The 18,713-nt window shown below is 48.5% G+C and carries 15 protein-coding genes and 2 pseudogenes; 13 read left to right on the forward strand and 4 right to left on the reverse strand.

The window, feature by feature from the left end; all coding sequences use genetic code 11:
- Nucleotides 1–89: 89 nt before the first annotated feature.
- The 4 genes and pseudogenes from HHA42_RS07370 (at nucleotide 90) to HHA42_RS07385 (ending at nucleotide 2,672) form a co-directional block, all read left to right on the forward strand.
- Nucleotides 90–365, forward strand: a complete 276-nt coding sequence (locus HHA42_RS07370) for a hypothetical protein (RefSeq protein WP_168461656.1) — start codon at nucleotides 90–92, stop codon at nucleotides 363–365.
- 98 nt (nucleotides 366–463) lie between these two features.
- Nucleotides 464–613 (forward strand): annotated as a pseudogene (locus tag HHA42_RS07375) (transposase); the annotation flags it as partial.
- A 134-nt stretch (nucleotides 614–747) separates the two neighbouring features.
- A pseudogene (locus tag HHA42_RS07380) lies at nucleotides 748–855 on the forward strand (formate/nitrite transporter family protein); the annotation flags it as partial.
- Nucleotides 856–917: 62 nt separating this feature from the next.
- Nucleotides 918–2,672 carry a bifunctional protein-serine/threonine kinase/phosphatase gene (locus tag HHA42_RS07385; RefSeq protein ID WP_168418664.1) on the forward strand — a complete coding sequence of 585 codons (1,755 nt, stop codon included), beginning with the start codon at nucleotides 918–920 and terminating at the stop codon, nucleotides 2,670–2,672.
- Nucleotides 2,673–2,793: 121 nt separating this feature from the next.
- Here the strand turns inward: HHA42_RS07385 and HHA42_RS07390 are convergent, their stop codons facing one another.
- Both HHA42_RS07390 and HHA42_RS07395 read right to left on the reverse strand, forming a co-directional pair.
- Complete coding sequence (locus tag HHA42_RS07390; RefSeq protein WP_168418665.1) at nucleotides 2,794–3,471, reverse strand: type 1 glutamine amidotransferase domain-containing protein; 678 nt, start codon at nucleotides 3,469–3,471, stop codon at nucleotides 2,794–2,796.
- A 132-nt stretch (nucleotides 3,472–3,603) separates the two neighbouring features.
- A complete protein-coding gene (locus HHA42_RS07395) occupies nucleotides 3,604–4,488 on the reverse strand; it encodes a LysR family transcriptional regulator (RefSeq protein WP_104471333.1) in 885 nt (294 codons plus the stop codon).
- Between the two features lie 176 nt (nucleotides 4,489–4,664).
- On the opposite strand from HHA42_RS07395, the gene HHA42_RS07400 reads away from it, so the two are divergent.
- The 6 genes from HHA42_RS07400 to HHA42_RS07425 all read left to right on the forward strand — a co-directional run bounded on the left by HHA42_RS07400 (nucleotide 4,665) and on the right by HHA42_RS07425 (nucleotide 11,905).
- Entirely contained in the window at nucleotides 4,665–6,194 is a 1,530-nt protein-coding gene (locus tag HHA42_RS07400) for a CoA-acylating methylmalonate-semialdehyde dehydrogenase (RefSeq protein WP_168418666.1), read from the forward strand.
- Nucleotides 6,195–6,205: 11 nt separating this feature from the next.
- Nucleotides 6,206–7,096, forward strand: a complete 891-nt coding sequence (gene mmsB / locus HHA42_RS07405) for a 3-hydroxyisobutyrate dehydrogenase (RefSeq protein WP_168418681.1) — start codon at nucleotides 6,206–6,208, stop codon at nucleotides 7,094–7,096.
- A gap of 83 nt (nucleotides 7,097–7,179) precedes the next feature.
- Nucleotides 7,180–8,832: an AMP-binding protein gene (locus tag HHA42_RS07410; RefSeq protein WP_168395992.1), complete on the forward strand. Its 1,653-nt coding sequence runs from the start codon at nucleotides 7,180–7,182 to the stop codon at nucleotides 8,830–8,832.
- A 69-nt stretch (nucleotides 8,833–8,901) separates the two neighbouring features.
- Complete coding sequence (locus HHA42_RS07415; protein ID WP_104470213.1) at nucleotides 8,902–10,029, forward strand: acyl-CoA dehydrogenase family protein; 1,128 nt, start codon at nucleotides 8,902–8,904, stop codon at nucleotides 10,027–10,029.
- Nucleotides 10,030–10,048: 19 nt separating this feature from the next.
- Nucleotides 10,049–10,822 carry an enoyl-CoA hydratase gene (locus tag HHA42_RS07420; RefSeq protein ID WP_168389937.1) on the forward strand — a complete coding sequence of 258 codons (774 nt, stop codon included), beginning with the start codon at nucleotides 10,049–10,051 and terminating at the stop codon, nucleotides 10,820–10,822.
- Nucleotides 10,823–10,843: 21 nt separating this feature from the next.
- A complete protein-coding gene (locus HHA42_RS07425) occupies nucleotides 10,844–11,905 on the forward strand; it encodes an enoyl-CoA hydratase/isomerase family protein (protein WP_168526016.1) in 1,062 nt (353 codons plus the stop codon).
- Nucleotides 11,906–11,987: 82 nt separating this feature from the next.
- Here HHA42_RS07425 and HHA42_RS07430 read toward each other — a convergent pair whose 3' ends face one another.
- Both HHA42_RS07430 and HHA42_RS07435 read right to left on the reverse strand, forming a co-directional pair.
- Nucleotides 11,988–12,596: a MarC family protein gene (locus HHA42_RS07430; protein ID WP_005177911.1), complete on the reverse strand. Its 609-nt coding sequence runs from the start codon at nucleotides 12,594–12,596 to the stop codon at nucleotides 11,988–11,990.
- A gap of 12 nt (nucleotides 12,597–12,608) precedes the next feature.
- Nucleotides 12,609–14,645: a choline transporter gene (locus HHA42_RS07435; RefSeq protein WP_168526018.1), complete on the reverse strand. Its 2,037-nt coding sequence runs from the start codon at nucleotides 14,643–14,645 to the stop codon at nucleotides 12,609–12,611.
- Nucleotides 14,646–14,874: 229 nt separating this feature from the next.
- Between HHA42_RS07435 and betI the strand changes: the two genes are divergently transcribed.
- The 3 genes from betI to betA are packed head-to-tail and all read left to right on the forward strand — an operon-like array spanning nucleotide 14,875 to nucleotide 18,636.
- Nucleotides 14,875–15,459, forward strand: a complete 585-nt coding sequence (gene betI / locus HHA42_RS07440) for a transcriptional regulator BetI (RefSeq protein ID WP_034597681.1) — start codon at nucleotides 14,875–14,877, stop codon at nucleotides 15,457–15,459.
- 20 nt (nucleotides 15,460–15,479) lie between these two features.
- Complete coding sequence (gene betB / locus HHA42_RS07445; protein WP_005177904.1) at nucleotides 15,480–16,952, forward strand: betaine-aldehyde dehydrogenase; 1,473 nt, start codon at nucleotides 15,480–15,482, stop codon at nucleotides 16,950–16,952.
- Nucleotides 16,953–16,968: 16 nt separating this feature from the next.
- Nucleotides 16,969–18,636: a choline dehydrogenase gene (gene betA / locus HHA42_RS07450; protein WP_168418669.1), complete on the forward strand. Its 1,668-nt coding sequence runs from the start codon at nucleotides 16,969–16,971 to the stop codon at nucleotides 18,634–18,636.
- Nucleotides 18,637–18,713 lie beyond the last annotated feature (77 nt).

An 18,713-nucleotide genomic window follows, 5' to 3' on the forward strand; every position in this document is an offset into this window, starting at 1 on the left:
TAAAAGCGAAAGAGATTTAGATAGAAAAATAAGTGAAACCCTGATTTTGATTGAAAATTAGTCAAAATTAGGGTTGGGTTAAGATTATAATGCAGCTCACTCAGTTTAATTTAGATCATTTAGATAAGACTTCACTAGATCAACAAGATATTGAATATAAAGAAATTGTTGACTATGAAATAGTCAGAGAAAGTATTTGTAGCTTGATATTCAAATTGAGTAGACAGGCTAAATTAGCTGATCCTGAACAACAAGTTGTATTTCAAAAAAATATAGATAAACTCGTCTACATCAGAGATCATTTGCAAATTCACGATAAAGCATCCATTCAAAACATCATGTCTGAGATTAAATCTCATCAATAACGATATACATGAGTAAGCATCCGGCTAACACAGCCTTACCAAGCGATCCTATAAGCCTTAATTTAGTTCCCACCTAAAAACAAGTGGGGACTTAATCCATGAACATGGATATATATTCAGCAACACCTCCTGTTGCTAAAAAACGCAGAACATACAGCAAAGAATTCAAACTCAGTATTGTCAATGCCTGTAAAAATCCTAATACCTCGATCGCTTCGGTCGCACTGCAACATAGTATTAATGTAAGCGTCCGCTGAACACACCTTCTGAATTCATCCTATAAGCCTTAATTTAGTCCCCACTTAGAAACAAGTGGGGACTTAAATTTATGACTACAAATAATCAGACATCCATCGCATCTCTTGCGAAAAAACGAAGAACATACAATGAGTTACCGGTAGCGCTGGGGAACCTGGTAGGTGGTTTGGCTTTAACTGGTCTTGCACTCTACACCACGCATGTCCGCACTGCACCAAAACGCGAGTTCTAAGTTTTAAGCCCACAGGATGAGTTCAGGAATCAGGGAAGATTCCAGCCAGTTGAGATCAGCGCATGTCCACTTTGCCATCTTCACACCAGACTTCACTTCAAATTCGGCTTGGGCAATATAGTGCTGCCGGCCGCAAAGAGAGCAATCAGGATTTTCATGGTTCGGCTGTTCCGGAGGGCTATCTGGCACAGCAAAAGGGCATTGCCTGCGCCATTGCCGATGGCATTAGCAGCAGCAATGTCAGTCATATCGCCAGTGAAACCGCTGTGTCCAGTTTTCTGGCCGATTACTTTTCGACGCCCGATTCCTGGAGCGTCAAAACTTCGGTCGACCGGGTGATTCGTGCCACCAATTCCTGGCTCTATGCCCAGACCCAGCAAAGTCAGAGCCGTGTCGATAAAGACCGCGGCTATGTCTGCACTTTTAGCGCGCTGGTATTCAAACATGAAACTGTACATCTGTTTCATATTGGTGATGCCCGTATTTACCGCTTGCGTGAGCAACAGCTGGAACAGCTCAGTGTCGATCATCGGGTCTGGTTATCTTCCCGGGAAAGCTATTTAAGCCGGGCTTTGGGCGTGGCGCAGAAAGTAGAGGTGGATTATTTGAGTCTGCCGTTGGCACAGGATGATATTTTCCTGTTGATGACCGATGGTGTATATGAATATCTGTCGGACAGCCAAATTATCGAGGCACTTCACAGCCCCGAAACTTTAGATCTTGACCAGGTAGCAGAAATGCTGGTCCATCTGGCCGATGCGCAGGGTAGTCCTGACAATTTAACCCTGCAAATTGTGCAGGTACAGCAGCTGCCACAACAGGCCCAGTCACAATTTCAGCCAAGTCACAACCAGCTAAGTCTGGCCCCGGATTTAAGCATAGGTCAGCAGTTTGAAGGCTACCGGATTCAAAACGTGCTGCACCAGAACCACCGTAGCCGTTTATATCTGGCTTGGGATGAGACGTGGCAGCAGCAACTAGTCATTAAAATTCCGTCACTGGATTTAACCCACGATGTGCAGGCACTGGAGCGTTTTTTGCTGGAAGAGTGGGTGGCGAAACGGATTCAGCATCCACAAGTTTTAGCGGCCTATCCGCATCAGCGCAGTAAATCTTATTATTTTCAAACCTATGAATATTTATCTGGCCAGACCTTAAATACCTGGCTGCATCAGCAGCGCCAGCCGATTGCGCTTGAAACCGCCATCCAGATTACGGAACAGATCATTAAAGGTTTGAAGGCTTTTCACCGGCTGGACATGCTGCATCAGGATATTCGCCCTGAAAATATCATGCTGAATGCACAGTTAGAGCTAAAACTGATTGATTTTGGTGCAACCCTGGTCAAGGGGATTTCCGAATCACAGCCGCAACATGCCGCGGCTTTGGGCACCTTGGCCTTTATGGCGCCGGAATATTTTTGCTCGCGGCCGGTTTCCACCCGTTCAGACCAGTTTTCACTGGCCGTGGTACTGTATTATGTACTTAGCAAACAGTTACCCTATGGCACCGAACTGGCGCGTTGTCAGACGCTTAAACAGCTAAAAACGGTGCGTTATCATTCAATTTTAGAATATCGGCCAGATATTCCGGTGTGGATTGATGGAGCCTTGCATAAGGCCTTGGCCCTGATGCCAAATGAACGCTATGAGGTATTGTCGGAATTTCTGTATGATCTTAAGCATCCTAACCGGTATTTTTTAAAGCCGGTTCAGTCTTCCTTGCTGGATAAAAATCCTGTTAGATTCTGGCAGGCGGTTTCAGCTATGTTATTTTTATGCTTGCTGTTGTCTTTGGCGTTGATGTTTAGTGTTTAGACATCAGCTGGCTTGAACCGGTGGGCATCATTCTTCAAGAGTTGTTCAATCCGAACAATTTAAAAACTCCTGAATAATCCATTCAGGAGTTTTCTATTAAGCACAAAAACGATGGCTATGCTTATTTCGAGAATTTCAATAACGCTTCTGCGGTCGCCTCTGAGGAGGCCGGATTCTGTCCGGTAATCAGCAAACCATCTTGCTGTACATGCACCTGCCAGTCCTCGGCTTTTGAGTATTGCCCGCCGTATTCTTTCAGCATATCTTCAACTAAAAAGGGCACAACATTGGTCAGCCCAACCGCATCTTCTTCTGTATTACTAAAACCGGTCACAGTCTTGCCTTTGACCAATGGTTGGCCATCCTGTGCTTTGACATGACGTAATACTCCCGGCGCATGGCAGACCAACGCCACCGGTTTATTGGCTTGCAATGTTTGTTCAATCAAAGAGATAGAATCCGGGTCTTCGGCCAAATCCCATAAGGGTCCATGACCGCCCGGATAAAACACGGCATCAAAATCGGCAATCGACACCTCACTGAGTTTGCGTGTCTGCGCCAGATCTTGCATGGCGGCGGTATCCGCCTTAAAACGCTCGGTGGCTTTGGTCTGAGCATCGGGTTCATTACTTTTGGGATCAAGAGGCGGTTGACCACCTTTAGGAGAGGCCAAGGTCACCTCGGCGCCAGCATCAACAAAAGCATAATAAGGGGCGGCCAGTTCTTCCAGCCAGAAACCGGTCTGTTTGCCTGTATCACCCAGACGGTCATGAGAGGTCAGCACGATGAGAATCTTCATATCATTTTCCTGAATGGTTCATATTATTCGGTTCATCGGCTGTTAATTTAGCAAGCGTAATGGGCGCTAAGTGTTGTGATACGTTCAGTTGCTGTATCGGCATGTGTCAATCTCCAGATACTGCAAAGGATTTTAAGTGCCCATTAACAGGGCCTGCTGCACATCGGCCTGTTTGCGCAGGAAATCCCAGACCAGTTTGATTTTCGGCTCATGCTGTAAATCAACTAGGGTCAACATCCAGAAGGTATGGGTAAAACTGACCTGATCGCCCAGAACTTCTTGCAGATCGGGTTTATCATGCACCAGAAATCGCGGCAAAATTGCCAGTCCGGCGCCGGTACTGACCGCAATCTGCTGGGCCAGAATACTGTTACTGCGAAAACAAGCTGTCACTTGCAGCGGCAAACGTTCCAGCGAATACAGCGCCGAGCTATACACCAGATCATCAATATAATCGACAAATCGGTGCTGTTTCAGATCTTCCAGCTGTCTAATTGGTGGGTTTTGCTGTAAATAGCTTTGACTGCCGTACAGTTTTAAACAGTAATTTGAGAGTCGGGTAATGATATAAGGCCCGGATTTGGGCCGGTCAATTGAAATGACAATATCGGCCTCACGATGTGAAAGTTTGATGGTTTTTGGCACCGGAATCAGGTCAATAGTCAGCGAAGGATAATGCTGTGAAAACTCCGCCAGCAGCCGGGCCAGAAACGCCGTCCCGAAACCTTCCGGCGCACCAATGCGTACCCGGCCTTGTAAAGGGTCATGGCGTTTATCAATCTGGATAAAAGACTGTTCCATCTGTTCGACGCGGGGCACCAGTGCCAGACCTTCCGCAGTCAGCTCATAGCCTTTGGCTTCACGTTTAAACAGCTGGGTACCCAAGGTATTTTCCAGCGCCTGAATGCGCCGTGCCACGGTGCTGTGTTCCACTTCCATCAGGCGCGCAGCATTGGTGAGGGTTTTGGCCCGGGCCAAGACCAGAAAAAAGCGTAAGTGATCCCAATCAACTTTCATTTTATGTTTAACATCCTGTTAAATCTCTGTGCAAATTTGCACAATCGTCGTGCGCCAATCTCTATTGGTGCCAAAAGTGTTCTTTGTTAGTCTGCTGAAACAGCGTAAAAATAATACGTTAAAAACAGCCAGTAAAGGCAGATAAAACGACAATAACAAACCAGCACGGAGCGACCATGAACGCGATTCATCATCCCCATTCGAATACCGGCCTCACCACGGCAAAACTGCTGATTAATGGTGAATTTATCGACTCCAGAACCAGTCATTGGCAAGATATTGTCAATCCTGCTACCCAGGAGGTTCTGGGTCAGGTGCCGTTTGCCACTGCAGAAGAAGTCAATGCCGCCATTGCCGCAGCCCAACAGGCTTTTGCCAGCTGGCGTGAAACACCTATTCAGGCCCGTATGCGGATTATGCTGAAACTGCAGGAGCTGATCCGTCAAAACTTAAAAAGTATTGCACAAGTCCTGACCGCTGAACAGGGCAAAACATTAGCAGATGCCGAAGGTGATATTCAGCGTGGCCTGGAAGTGGTGGAACATGCCTGCTCGGTCGGTTCGCTGCAAATGGGTGAGTATATTGAAGGCGTGGCGCGCGGGGTGGATACCTATACCATGCAGCAACCCTTAGGTGTCTGTGCCGGAATTACCCCGTTTAATTTCCCTGCGATGATTCCGTTGTGGATGTTCCCAATGGCCATTGTCTGCGGCAATACTTTTGTCTTAAAGCCGTCGGAGCAGGATCCGCTATCAACCATGATGCTGGTCGAGCTGGCGATGCAGGCCGGTGTTCCTGCCGGAGTGCTGAATGTGGTGCATGGCGGTAAAGAAGTGGTCGATCTGCTGTGTACGCATTCTGATATCAAGGCCATTTCCTTTGTCGGTTCTACGGCGGTGGGTACCCATGTCTATAACCTGGCAGGCCAGCATGGCAAACGGGTACAGTCAATGATGGGCGCCAAAAACCATGTGGTGGTAATGCCGGATGCCGATAAAGAACAGACCTTAAATGCCTTGGTTGGTGCAGCCTTTGGCGCCGCCGGTCAGCGCTGTATGGCCCTGTCTGTGGCGGTGATGGTCGGTGAAAGCAAGCATTGGGTCGATGAGCTGGTCAATAAAGCCAAAACCTTAAAGGTCAATGCTGGCCATGAACCGAATACCGATGTCGGACCGGTCATCTCAACCCGTGCCAAAGCCCGTGTGATTGACCTGATTAACAGTGGTGTCGAGCAGGGTGCAGAACTGCTGCTAGATGGCCGCGAGGTGCAGGTTGCCGGCTATGAGCAAGGCAATTTTGTTGGTCCGACCATTTTTAATCAGGTCACGACCGAGATGCGCATTTATAAGGAAGAAATCTTTGGTCCGGTCTTGGCCATCATTCATGTCGATACGTTAGAACAGGCTATTCAGCTGATTAATACCAATCCGTTTGGTAATGGCGTGGGCTTATTTACCCAAAGCGGCAGTACCGCACGTACTTTCCAGAACCAGATTGATATTGGTCAGGTCGGTATTAATATTCCAATTCCAGTACCGGTACCATTTTTCAGTTTTACCGGTTCCCGTGGCTCCAAACTCGGTGATTTAGGCCCGTATGGCAAACAGGCGGTGCAGTTCTATACCCAGACCAAAACCATCACCAGCCGCTGGTTTGAAGATGATCAGGAAAGCGCCGGTGTGAATACCACCATCAGTCTGCGTTAAGGAGAATGACCATGAAAATTGCATTTATTGGTTTAGGCAACATGGGCGGCTCCATGGCACAGAACTTACTCAAAGCCGGCCATCAAGTGTTTGGCTATGACTTGAGCGAGATCGCTTTAGAACATTTTGCCCAGGCCGGTGGCGTGGTTTGCCAGAGTCCGCGAGATGCAGCCCAACAGGCCAATGTGGTGGTGACCATGCTACCTGCGGCCCAGCATGTACGCACGGTGTATCTGGGTGAACAGGGTATTTTAAACGTGCTGCCGGCTGGCAGTTTATGTATCGACAGCAGCACCATTGACCCGAAAACCATTCAGGACGTGGCCGCAGCCGCACAGGCTCGACAGATTCAGGTCTGTGATGCACCGGTGTCTGGTGGAACCTTAGGCGCCAAAGAAGGCACCTTGACCTTTATGGTTGGGGGCGATGCCGCCACATTTGAAGCAGTGAAGCCGGTACTGAGTGCGATGGGGAAAAATCTGGTGCATTGTGGTGCTATTGGCACCGGGCAGGTGGCAAAAATCTGTAATAACCTGATTCTGGGTATTTCCATGACGGCGGTCGCCGAAGGCATGGCACTGGGAGTAAAACTCGGGATTGATCCGCAAGCGCTGGCCGGAGTCATTAACAGCTCATCTGGGCGCTGCTGGAGTTCTGAAGTCTATAATCCGTGGCCAGATATCTGTGCCAATGCGCCAGCATCTCGTGGTTATACCGATGGTTTTGCCGCACAACTGATGCTGAAAGATTTAGGGCTGGCGGTTGATGCTGCACATCAGGCCGAGCATCCGATTGTTCTGGGCAGTCTGGTGCAACAGCTGTATCAGCAGTTGTGTCAGGAAGGTCATGCACATCTGGATTTCTCCAGCATCATGCATCATTATACCGCGCCAACAGCGTAAAAAAATAGCAACATGATGGAGCAGGGACAGGCTACATCCATACACCTTGTCAGTAATAACGATAAATTCAGGCTGAGGTACATATGTTAAATTATCAAAAAACGGTTCAGGAATTTGATCTCAATACGGTTGCACGCCAGTATCTGTCTGGCACCATGCAGGCACTTAATGCCTGTTTTGAATGCTGCGACCGCCACGCCGGTTCAGATGCGATTGCCTTGTACTGGCATGGTAAAGATGGCCGCAAAGAGCAGTACAGCTTTGCCGAGCTAAAAAAATATGCCAGCCAGTTTGCCAGCTTTTTAAAAGCGCAGGGTGTGCAAAAAGGTGACCGCGTTTCTGGCTTATTGCCACGCACTCCGGAACTGATCATTACTATTTTGGCCACCTGGCGGATTGGGGCAGTGTATCAGCCGCTATTTACCGCCTTTGGACCCAAAGCCATTGAACACCGTATTCAGCTGGCTCAAAGCAAGCTGGTGGTCACCGATTTGGCCAATCGCGATAAATTGGTGGATATTGCGAACTGTCCAGACATTGTGACCGTGCATGCAGAGCGCCAGGCCGATGCCTATCCGCAAGATTTCAGTTTCTGGAGCGTATTGAAGGGTCAGGACGAGCACTGTGAACTGGAAATGCTGACGATTGATGATCCATTTTTATTGATGTTTACTTCGGGCACCACCGGGCCGGCCAAACCGCTGAAAGTGCCACTAAAAGCCCTGATTGCATTTGGCGGCTATATGCAAAATGCCATTGGCCTGCAACCGGAAGATGCGTTCTGGAATATTGCAGATCCGGGCTGGGCGTATGGTCTGTACTATGCCATTACCGGGCCATTGCTACTGGGGCATTCGACCCTGTTTTATGAAGGTGGTTTTAATGCCGAAAGTGTCTGCGAAATTGTTCAGCAATATGGCATCACCAATCTGGCCGGTGCCCCGACGGCGTACCGGATGATGATGGCTGCCGATCAGGCACAGATGGCACAGCTACGTGGCAAATTACGCGTGGTCAGCAGTGCCGGCGAACCATTAAATCCAGAAGTAATCCGCTGGTTTGAACAGGTACTGGATGTGCCCATTTACGACCATTATGGCCAGACCGAAGTGGGGATGGTGGTGTGTAATCATCATGCCTTGGAGCATCCGGTGCGTTCAGGTTCAGCCGGCTTTGCCAGCCCGGGCTATACCATTGCCGTGGTTGATGAGCAGGGTCAGGCCTTAGCAGCAGATACTGCGGGCATTCTGGCGATTGATATCCGTCAATCACCAATGATGTGGTTTGGCGGTTATGAAGAAAGCCGTAAATCACCATTTGTTGGAGATTATTACTTAACTGGCGATACCGCCGAAATTCACGCCGATGGCAGCATGAGCTTTGTCGGACGTAGTGATGATGTCATTACAACGTCAGGCTATCGGGTTGGCCCATTTGATGTGGAAAGCGCCTTGCTGGAACATGATGCGGTGATTGAAGCCGCCGTGATTGGTGTACCGGATCCGGAGCGTACCGAAGTAATTAAAGCCTTTGTGGTGCTGGCCCAGCAGGTACAAGCCACGCAACAACTTGAAGAAGAACTGGGACAGTTTGTCAAAAAACGTCTGTCTGCACATGCCTATCCACGCCTGATTGAATTTGTGACTGAACTGCCGAAAACCCCAAGTGGCAAAATTCAGCGCTTTTTACTGCGTAATCAGGAAATCAGCAAATTACAGCAGGCCAAAACTGCATAAAACGGTAAAAAACGAAAACGCCAACAGATCAAGAAAGACATCTCAATAAGAAGATTAAGGGAAGCAGGTATGCAATTTACGGAAGAACAACAGCTGATTCAGGACATGGCCAAAAGTTTTGCCCAGGAGCAGATTAAACCGAATGCTGGCGAATGGGATGAAAAAGGCATTTTCCCGAAAGAGGCTTTGGCCCAAATGGGTGAACTGGGCTTTATGGGAATGCTGATTCCGGAAGAATGGGGCGGTTCAGGCACGGGAACGCTGGCCTATGTGCTAGCCCTAGAAGAAGTTGCCGCAGCCGATGGTGCGACATCGGCCATTATGAGCGTGCATAACTCAGTTGGCTGTGTGCCCATTCTCAAATTCGGCACCGAGCAGCAAAAGCAGCAATATTTAAAGCCACTGGCTCAAGGTCAAATGATTGGCGCTTTTGCCTTAACCGAACCACATACCGGCTCGGATGCTGCTGCTATTAAAACCCGCGCAGTTAAAGATGGCGATCATTATATTATTAATGGTGCCAAACAGTTTATTACCTCGGGCAACAATGCCGGCATGATTATTGTGTTTGCCGTAACTGATCCAAATGCGGGCAAAAAAGGTATGAGCGCCTTTTTAGTGCCACGTGATACGCCCGGTTATGAGGTCATCCGGGTGGAAAATAAACTGGGCTTACATGCTTCTGATACCTGTCAGATTGCCTTAACCGATGTACGCATTCATGAAAGTTTAAGGCTGGGCGCCGAAGGTGAAGGCCTAAAAATTGCCCTGGCCAATCTGGAAGGCGGCCGCATAGGCATTGCCGCACAGGCGGTAGGTCTGGCGCGCGCCGCTTTAGAAGAAGCCAGCCGCTATGCGCATGAGCGTGTGGCCTTTGGCAAACCGATTTTTGAACAGCAGGCCATTTCTTTCCGGCTGGCCAGCATGGCCACCGAAATTGAAGCAGCACGGCAGCTGGTGCATTTCGCGGCCCGTAAAAAAGAAGCTGGTGAAAGCTGTTTAACTGAAGCCTCCATGGCCAAACTGTTTGCCTCAGAAATGGCAGAACGGGTTTGTTCCAAAGCCTTACAGATTTTTGGCGGCTATGGCTATTTAAAAGATTTTCCAATCGAGCGTATTTATCGGGATGCGCGTATTTGCCAGATTTATGAAGGCACCAGCGACATTCAGCGTCTGGTGATTGCACGTAGTTTATAATTGAACAGGGAGATTGATCATGCAATGGGAAACAATTTTACTTGAACAGCGTAACGGGGTTGGACTGATAACCTTAAACCGCCCGAAAGCTTTAAATGCCCTGAACCATCAGCTGATTGCCGAAGTCAATCAGGCGCTGGACCGGCTGGAAAAAGACCCGGATATTGGCTGTATCGTGATTACCGGTTCAGAAAAAGCCTTTGCTGCCGGCGCCGATATTAAAGAAATGGCAGATCTCACATTTCCACAAATTTATCTGGATGATTTTTTCAGTCTGGCCGACCGCATCGCCCAGCGCCGTAAACCGTTAATTGCCGCAGTCAGTGGCTATGCCTTGGGCGGTGGCTGCGAACTGGCGCTCATGTGTGACTTTATTTACTGTGCTGATAATGCCAAATTTGGCCTGCCTGAAGTGACTTTGGGTGTATTGCCGGGCATTGGCGGTACCCAGCGTTTAACCCTGGCAATTGGTAAGGCCAAAGCCATGGAAATGTGTCTGACGGCCCGCCAGATGGGCGCGCAGGAAGCTGAACAAAGTGGACTGGTGGCACGGGTGTTTGCCAAAGAGGAATTGTTAGAGCAAACTCTGCAAGCCGCAGAAAAAATTGCCGAAAAATCCCTGCCAGCAGTGATGATGATTAAAGAATCCATCAACCGTGCTTTTGAAGTCAGTCTGGCCGAAGGCTTGCGTTTTGAGCGACGTATTTTCCATTCCATTTTTGCCGGTCAGGACCAGAAAGAAGGTATGCAGGCCTTTGTCGAAAAACGCCCGGCCCAATTTAGCCATCAATAAAAATCATAATAGGAAAAATAAATGAGTACGGACAATAATTTAGCCATTTGTGTGCAGGGTGGTCTGGGCATGATTAGCCTGGACCGGACCAGCCACTTAAATGCTTTAACCTTACCGATGATTCAGGGTATTCAGGCACAACTGGAGCAATGGCGTGAGGATGCTGCGGTACAGGCCATCCTGATCAATTCCAACAGTCCGAAAGCCTTTTGCGCGGGCGGTGATATCCGTTATCTGTATGACAGTTATCAGGCCGGCAATACCCAATATCAGGATTTTTTTGCCACTGAATATCGCATGTTAAGCAACATCCGCAATTTTCCAAAAACCGTTATGGTGATGCTGGATGGCTATGTGCTGGGCGGCGGTTTTGGTCTGGCGCAAGCCTGTCATATCAAGATCAGCAGTGAAAAATCCCGCTTTGCCATGCCGGAAACTGCAATTGGCTTTTTCCCCGATGTCGGTGCCACCCATTTCCTGTCACGGCTAGATGATGTTGGTGTATATATGGCGCTGACCGGTGAACAGATCAGCAGCAGCGATGCCTTGTATTTAGATTTAATTGACTATCATGTGCCGAGTGCGCGCTTTGCTGAATTAGAAGCAGCGTTAATTGCAGCGCCGCTACTCAACCCGATTGAAATCCGCAAAATCATCAGCAGCTTTATTACCCATCCGGCAGAAAGTGAATTGCAAAAGCGTATCGAGCAGATCAATGCCCATTTCTCTTATGCAACGCTGGATGATATTGAACACAGTCTGGCTCAGGCAGGTACCGGTCCAGATCAGGAATGGGCGCAGAAAATGCTGGCTATTTTGCAGCAGCGTCCAGTAATGGCCAAACAGGTCAGCTTAAAGCTGCAACAGGTCGGGCAAAACTTGTCGCTGGAAAAGTCAATGCAGCTGGAACGCAATTTACAGGATGTCTGGATGCAGCAAGGTGATTTTATTGAAGGTGTACGCGCTTTAATTGTCGATAAAGATAAAAATCCGCAATGGCAAACTGACAATACTGCTTTTGAAAAAGTGCTGGAAACTTTGTGGCCGGTCTGGAATACGCAGCCGCTGGAGCAGATTTCTTAAACAGCTAAACATTCAAATATCAATAAAAAACCCTCTTTCAAATTGAAAGAGGGTTTTGGTTTAGAGCATCTAAAATGGACGTTTAGCTCTGCATAATTCCGCTGACACCGGTCACAATCATATCAATGGCAATGGTCCCAATCAGCAAGGCAGCCAGACGCCCGACAATATCGACATACAAATCAATATAATTGGAATGTTTATGCTGCAAATGATCATGCGCATATTTCATTAAAATAAGCAGGCTACAGGTCAGAAATAGCGTCACAAAAATCACCAGCACCAGTTGCCACAGGCTTAGCTGAATTCCGGTAATGACCGCGGCGCTGATGGTTCCCGGGCCAATCATAAACGGCATGGCAATGGTGCCGGCCAAATGATGTGGCGCACCGCGCATCACCCCAATGGTATCGGCGCCTTCAAACACATAGCGATAACCAATCACCAGAAAAATAATCCCGCCAAAAATCTGGAAAGATTCAAAACGGACATGCAGGACATCATGAAAAAAGGCTTCACCGGTTTTGGCGAAAATAATAAACACCACAAAGCTGATTAAACTGCCCTGAATCAGGGCGCGATTAAACACTCGGGCCTCGGAATTACGGATAATGCCGAGCATATAAATACTCATTAAAAACGGGTTTAATAATGAGAAAAACAGTGCAAAGGCGTGAAGCGATTCAGACATCCTACAGATTCCTTATTGATCCGGGTCTGGAAAGAGCGGGCGCTTGCCTGGACTAATCCGGTTGATGTGCAAGAACATCAAATGGCGCTCGTATTTATCCAGAATGTCGTTAATGACCTGTTCCTTGCTATAACCCACCAGATCATTGCCTTGCGAGCCTTCAAACAGATAGGTTTCCAGACGGTAATAGTATTTCTTGGTGCGTTTGCCGCGTGAACTGAAGTTGGGTGTGTCATAACGGATTGGCCAGATCTGGTAAACGAAGTTTTCTTCTTCATCCAGCTGAATGGTTAAATCCAGATGTGACAGTTCCGGTTCATCATCCAGGGCTTTTTCCGCCAGATCGACCTGAATGCCTTTGTTGATGAATTCTGTGGCCACCGCCTGCATTGCCGGTTTACAGACCTCTTCCAGCATTTGCTGGGTTTGCGATAAATTGGCATGCAGCATTACCCGGCTGAGGCGTTTTTTCCAGTTAAAGATGTCGACATTGCCGACCACGGGTGCCGCATTCATGTTGGTACTGGCCTGACGGAAATCTTCCAGTCTTAATGACTTGTACAGACCCGCCATCACAAAGAAAATCACAAAGCTAAAAGGCAGCCCCATAATAATGGTGGTGTTTTGCAGTGCAGTCACGCCATTGGCCATCAGCATGGCCAAAGTCAGTAAACCAATCGCCAGTGCCCAGAAGACACTTAACCAGCGCGGCGAATCATGTTCAATATTGGTAAATTTGGTGGTGAAATTCCCCAGTACCAGTGCGCCTGAATCGGCAGAAGTCACATAAAACAGCAAACCGGTAATGGTAGCGACGCCGGCCAGAAATGGGAACCACGGATATTGGGCAAGCAGGTCATAGAAACCATGTGCCGGATTGGCCAATACGGTGGTGGCCAGCTGGGTATTGCCATCAAAAATTACGCTGTGCAGGGCGCTATTTCCAAAAATTGACAGCCAGGTCAGGGTAAACAGCAGGGGAATAATTAAGGTACCGGCCACAAATTCACGGATGGTTCGGCCACGGGAAATTCGCGCCAGGAACAGGCCGACAAATGGCGACCAGGCAATCCACCAGGCCCAGAAAAACAGGGTCCAGCTGTTCATCCATTCTTTAGGCTGCTCAAAAGGAAAACTGCTTAAAGAGAGTTTCGGGAACTGGCTGAGATAATCACCAAAATTCTGAATTAGAGCCGCTAATAAAAACTCTGTATTTCCCATAAAGAGAATAAAGAGCAGCAACCCGATTGATACATAGATATTAATTTCAGACAGAACCCGAATACCTTTATTGACACCCGCAGTCACGGAAATAATAGTAATAATGACTGCAACGGCAATCAGCGCCGACTGGATCAGCAGGTTTTCTGGCACATCAAACAGTACATGCAGGCCGTAGTTGAGCTGAACCACACCAATCCCGCAGGTGGTGGCAATACCAAAAATGGTGCCCAAAACGGCCGCGGTATCAACACTATGTCCAATCCAGCCATTAACACGCTTGCCAAAAATCGGATAAAGCGCCGAGCGGATGGTTAGCGGCAGGTTATAACGATAACTAAAATAACCCAAAGCCACGCCAACCAAGGCATACATGCTCCAGCCAGTTAATCCATAGTGGAACAGGGTCCAGACCATTGACTGGCGCGCAGCCTCAAAAGTCTGACCTTCGCCGACAGGCGGATTCATATAGTGAGACAGCGGTTCGGCCACCGAGAAGAACATCAGGTCAATCCCGATTCCGGCCGAGAACAGCATTGCCGACCAGCTCAGCAGGCTAAATTCCGGCTTGGAATGTTTGGGACCTAATTTGATATCGCCATAACGCGACAGGGCAATAAACAGTACAAAGACCAGATATAAGGTGGCCGCCAGCAGGTAATACCAGCTAAAGGTCCGGCTGACCCAGTTCAAGATTTGGGTAATGAGCTGATTCGCCTGGTCATTAAATAAAATCGTAACCAGCGAAAACAGCAGGATGAGTGTTGCCGAAAGAAAAAAGACAACTTTGTTCAGACTATCGGTCGTCTGTTCAGTTTTCTTTTGCATAAATCTGTGACCATATTTTTTTAATTCGGATCTACAGCGCAGTGTGTTTTGGCTTAACCAGACTATAGGCATGGCTCTCATTACAAACATTTGCAAATGAAAAACAAACTGAGCTGTACATCAGGAAGCAGACGGGACTATAATTTATTTTAATTGAACGTTCAATTAAAATAACGTTTTTATATGTTACCTTGCCTTGTGCATGATTTTTATTAGTCAGGTCGATCTTATGCCTAAAGTTGGTATGCAACCGATTCGTCGTCAACAGCTAATTGATGCCACCTTATCTGCCATTAATGAACTGGGTTTTGCTGAAGCATCTATCAGCCAGATTGCCCAGCGGGCAGGTGTGTCTACAGGCATCATCAGTCATTATTTTCAGGGCAAGCATGGCCTGATTGAAGCGACCATGCGTTATTTGCTGCAACAGCTGGGCGATGCCATTTCTGCCAGTTTAAACGCCGCAGAAAACACCCCGGAGCAGCGCCTGATTGCGATTGTGCGTGCCAATTTCTCGGCCGAACAGACCGATAAAGCCGCCATGAAAACCTGGCTGGCATTCTGGGCCAACAGTATGCATCAACCTGACTTGCACCGTTTGCAGCAGGTCAACCATTATCGCCTGCATTCCAATATCAAGCATGAGTTTGCCAAACAGCTGGACCGCGAGCAGGCTGAACGCGCCGCGCAGGGTCTGGCCGCACTGATTGACGGTTTCTGGTTACGCGGTTCCTTAATGACCACTGAACTGGATGCCGATTTACCTATTCAGATTTGTGCCGACTATATCCGTCAGCAACTCAATATTCACTAAATTGCGAGGAGAACCAATTGATGCAATTCAATACACAACGACCTTATATTCACGGTCAGTTTGTCGATGCTTCATCCTCTGAAACATTCCAAAGTATTAATCCGGCCAATGCTGAGGTGTTGGCCACCATTCAGGCATGTAACCAGGCCGATGTTGATCGGGCAGTACAGTCTGCCAAACAGGGACAAAAAGTCTGGGCAGCCATGACCACCATGCAGCGTTCACGCATTTTAAATCAGGCCGTAGCCATTTTACGGGCACGCAATGATGAGCTGGCAGAAATTGAAAGCCTGGACAGTGGCAAGCCTTTAAGTGAAACCCGGAGCGTCGATATTGTGACCGGGGCAGATGTGCTGGAATATTATGCCAGCATTTTACCAGCGCTCGAAGGCCAGCAAATTCCATTAAGAGAAAGTTCTTTTATTTATACCCGCCGTGAACCGCTGGGTGTGGTGGCCGGTATTGGCGCTTGGAATTATCCAATCCAGATTGCGTTATGGAAATCTGCACCGGCCTTGGCCGCAGGCAACGCCATGGTGTTTAAAGCCAGTGAAATTACCCCACTTACCGCGTTAAAACTGGCCGAAATTTATAGTGAAGCCGGAGTACCAGACGGCGTCTTTAATGTGGTGACCGGTGGTGGCGATGTGGGTAGCTACCTCACTGAGCATCCAGAGATTGCCAAAGTATCCTTTACCGGCGGTGTGAGTACCGGTAAAAAAGTAATGGCACAGGCGGCGGCGTCCAGCTTAAAAGAAGTCACCATGGAACTTGGTGGAAAATCACCGTTAATTATCTGTGAAGATGCCAATCTGGATCTGGCTGCCGATATCGCCATGATGGCCAATTTCTACAGCTCTGGACAGGTGTGTACCAATGGAACCCGGGTGTTTATTCCTGCTGCTTTAAAAACTGCTTTTGAAGAAAAGATTCTGCAGCGCATTCCTTATGTGCGGATGGGGCAGCCTTTAGACCCGAACACCAATTTTGGACCACTGTCCAGCTTTGCCCATATGGAAAAAGTATTGCATTACATTGAGCTGGGCAAGCAACAGGGCGCCCGTCTGTTAACAGGTGGACAGCGCGCAGCGGCAGCTGAGTTTGCGCACGGGGCTTTTGTTGAACCCACGGTATTTACCGACTGTCATGATGAAATGCGCATTGTCCAGGAAGAAATTTTTGGCCCGGTTATGAGCATCTTAAGCTATGACAGTGAAGATGAAGTAATCCGCAGAGCCAATGCCACCACCTATGGTCTGGCTGCTGGTGTGGTCAGTCCGGATTTAAGCCGTGCCCATCGCATTATTCATCAGATTGAAGCTGGGATTTGCTGGCTGAATACCTGGGGTGAATCTCCAGCAGAAATGCCGGTTGGTGGCTATAAACAGTCAGGCGTTGGCCGTGAAAATGGTCTGGTGACCTTACAGCACTATACCCAGACCAAATCGGTTCAGGTGGAACTGAGTCCTTTCCAATCTGTATTTTCAGCTTAAGGGAGGATCATGCTGCATGAATTATGACTATATTATTATTGGCGCAGGTTCTGCCGGGAATGTGCTGGCGGCTCGATTAACCGAAGATCCAGAAACGACGGTGTTGCTCCTGGAAGCAGGTGGGCCGGACTACCGGCTGGATTTTCGTACCCAGATGCCTGCCGCGCTGGCTTATCCCTTACAGGGCCGGCGTTATAACTGGGCCTATCTGACCGATCCGGAACCGTATATGAATAATCGCCGCATGGAATGTGGTCGCGGTAAAGGCTTGGGCGGGTCCTCCCTGATTAACGGCATGTGTTATATCCGCGGCAATGCGATGGATCTGGAACAATGGGCCAGTTTGAAAGGACTGGAACATTGGAGCTATGCCGACTGCCTGCCTTATTATAAAAAGGCCGAAACCCGTGATATTGGCGGCAATGACTATCATGGCGACAGTGGTCCGGTACAGGTCGCCACCCCGAAAGCCGGAAATAACGAGCTGTTTCATGCCATGGTCGATGCTGCGGTACAGGCTGGCTATCCACGTACCGATGATTTAAATGGCTATCAGCAGGAAGGATTTGGCCCGATGGACCGTACCGTAACCCCACAGGGACGCCGTTCCAGCACGGCGCGTGGTTATCTGGATATGGCCAGACAGCGCCCGAATTTAACCATTCGCACCCATGCCATGACCAATAAAATTCTATTTCATGGCAAGCAGGCGGTGGGAGTTGAATATTTTCAGGGACAAAGTACCGCGCAGCCACAGCAAGTCTTTGCTGAAAAAGAAGTGCTGCTCTGTGGGGGTGCCATTGCGTCCCCGCAAATTCTGCAGCGTTCCGGTGTCGGTAATGCCCAGCATCTAAAAAGCCTGGAGATTCCGGTGGTTCATGATTTACCGGGCGTGGGCGAAAACCTGCAAGATCATCTGGAAATGTATTTACAGTATCAGTGCAAAAAACCGGTCAGCTTATATCCCGCCTTAAAATGGTATAACCAGCCAAAAATTGGCGCAGAATGGCTGTTTTTAGGTCAGGGTGTGGGTGCCAGTAACCAGTTTGAAGCCGGTGGCTTTATCCGCACCTCCGATGAGTTTGCCTGGCCAAATATCCAGTATCACTTTTTACCGGTCGCCATTAACTACAATGGCAGTAATGCCATTCAGCAGCATGGTTTTCAGGCGCATGTTGGTTCTATGCGCTCTCCATCTCGTGGGCGGGTCAAACTGCGCTCCAAAGATCCGTTTCAGCATCCAAGTATCCTGTTCAATTATATGAGTACCGAACAGGACTGGCGCGAGTTTCGTGATGCCATCCGCATTACCCGGGACATCATGCATCAACCGGCTTTAGATGCCTATCGCGGCGAAGAAATCAGCCCGGGCAAACAGGTACAAAGTGATGCCGAGCTGGACGAATTTATCCGTAACCACGCTGAAACTGCGTTCCATCCATCTTGCAGCTGCAAAATGGGTGAAGATGATATGGCGGTGGTCGATGGCTACGGGCGGGTACATGGGCTGCAAAACCTGCGTGTGATTGATGCTTCGATCATGCCGCTGATTATTACCGGCAACCTGAATGCCACCACCATTATGATGGCCGAAAAACTGGCCGATCATATTCGCGCCAAACCGGCGCTGGCCAAATCTACGGCGCCATTTTACCGGGCCAATACGCCAGTCCGGTCAATCTAGCCGCAACAGAACGCTTTGATCTCTTAGATCATTTTGATGTGCATTTTTATACACATCCTTTTTTCTTAGTTAAAACC

This window comes from Acinetobacter sp. A3 (assembly GCF_012371415.1).
Lineage (GTDB): Bacteria > Pseudomonadota > Gammaproteobacteria > Pseudomonadales > Moraxellaceae > Acinetobacter.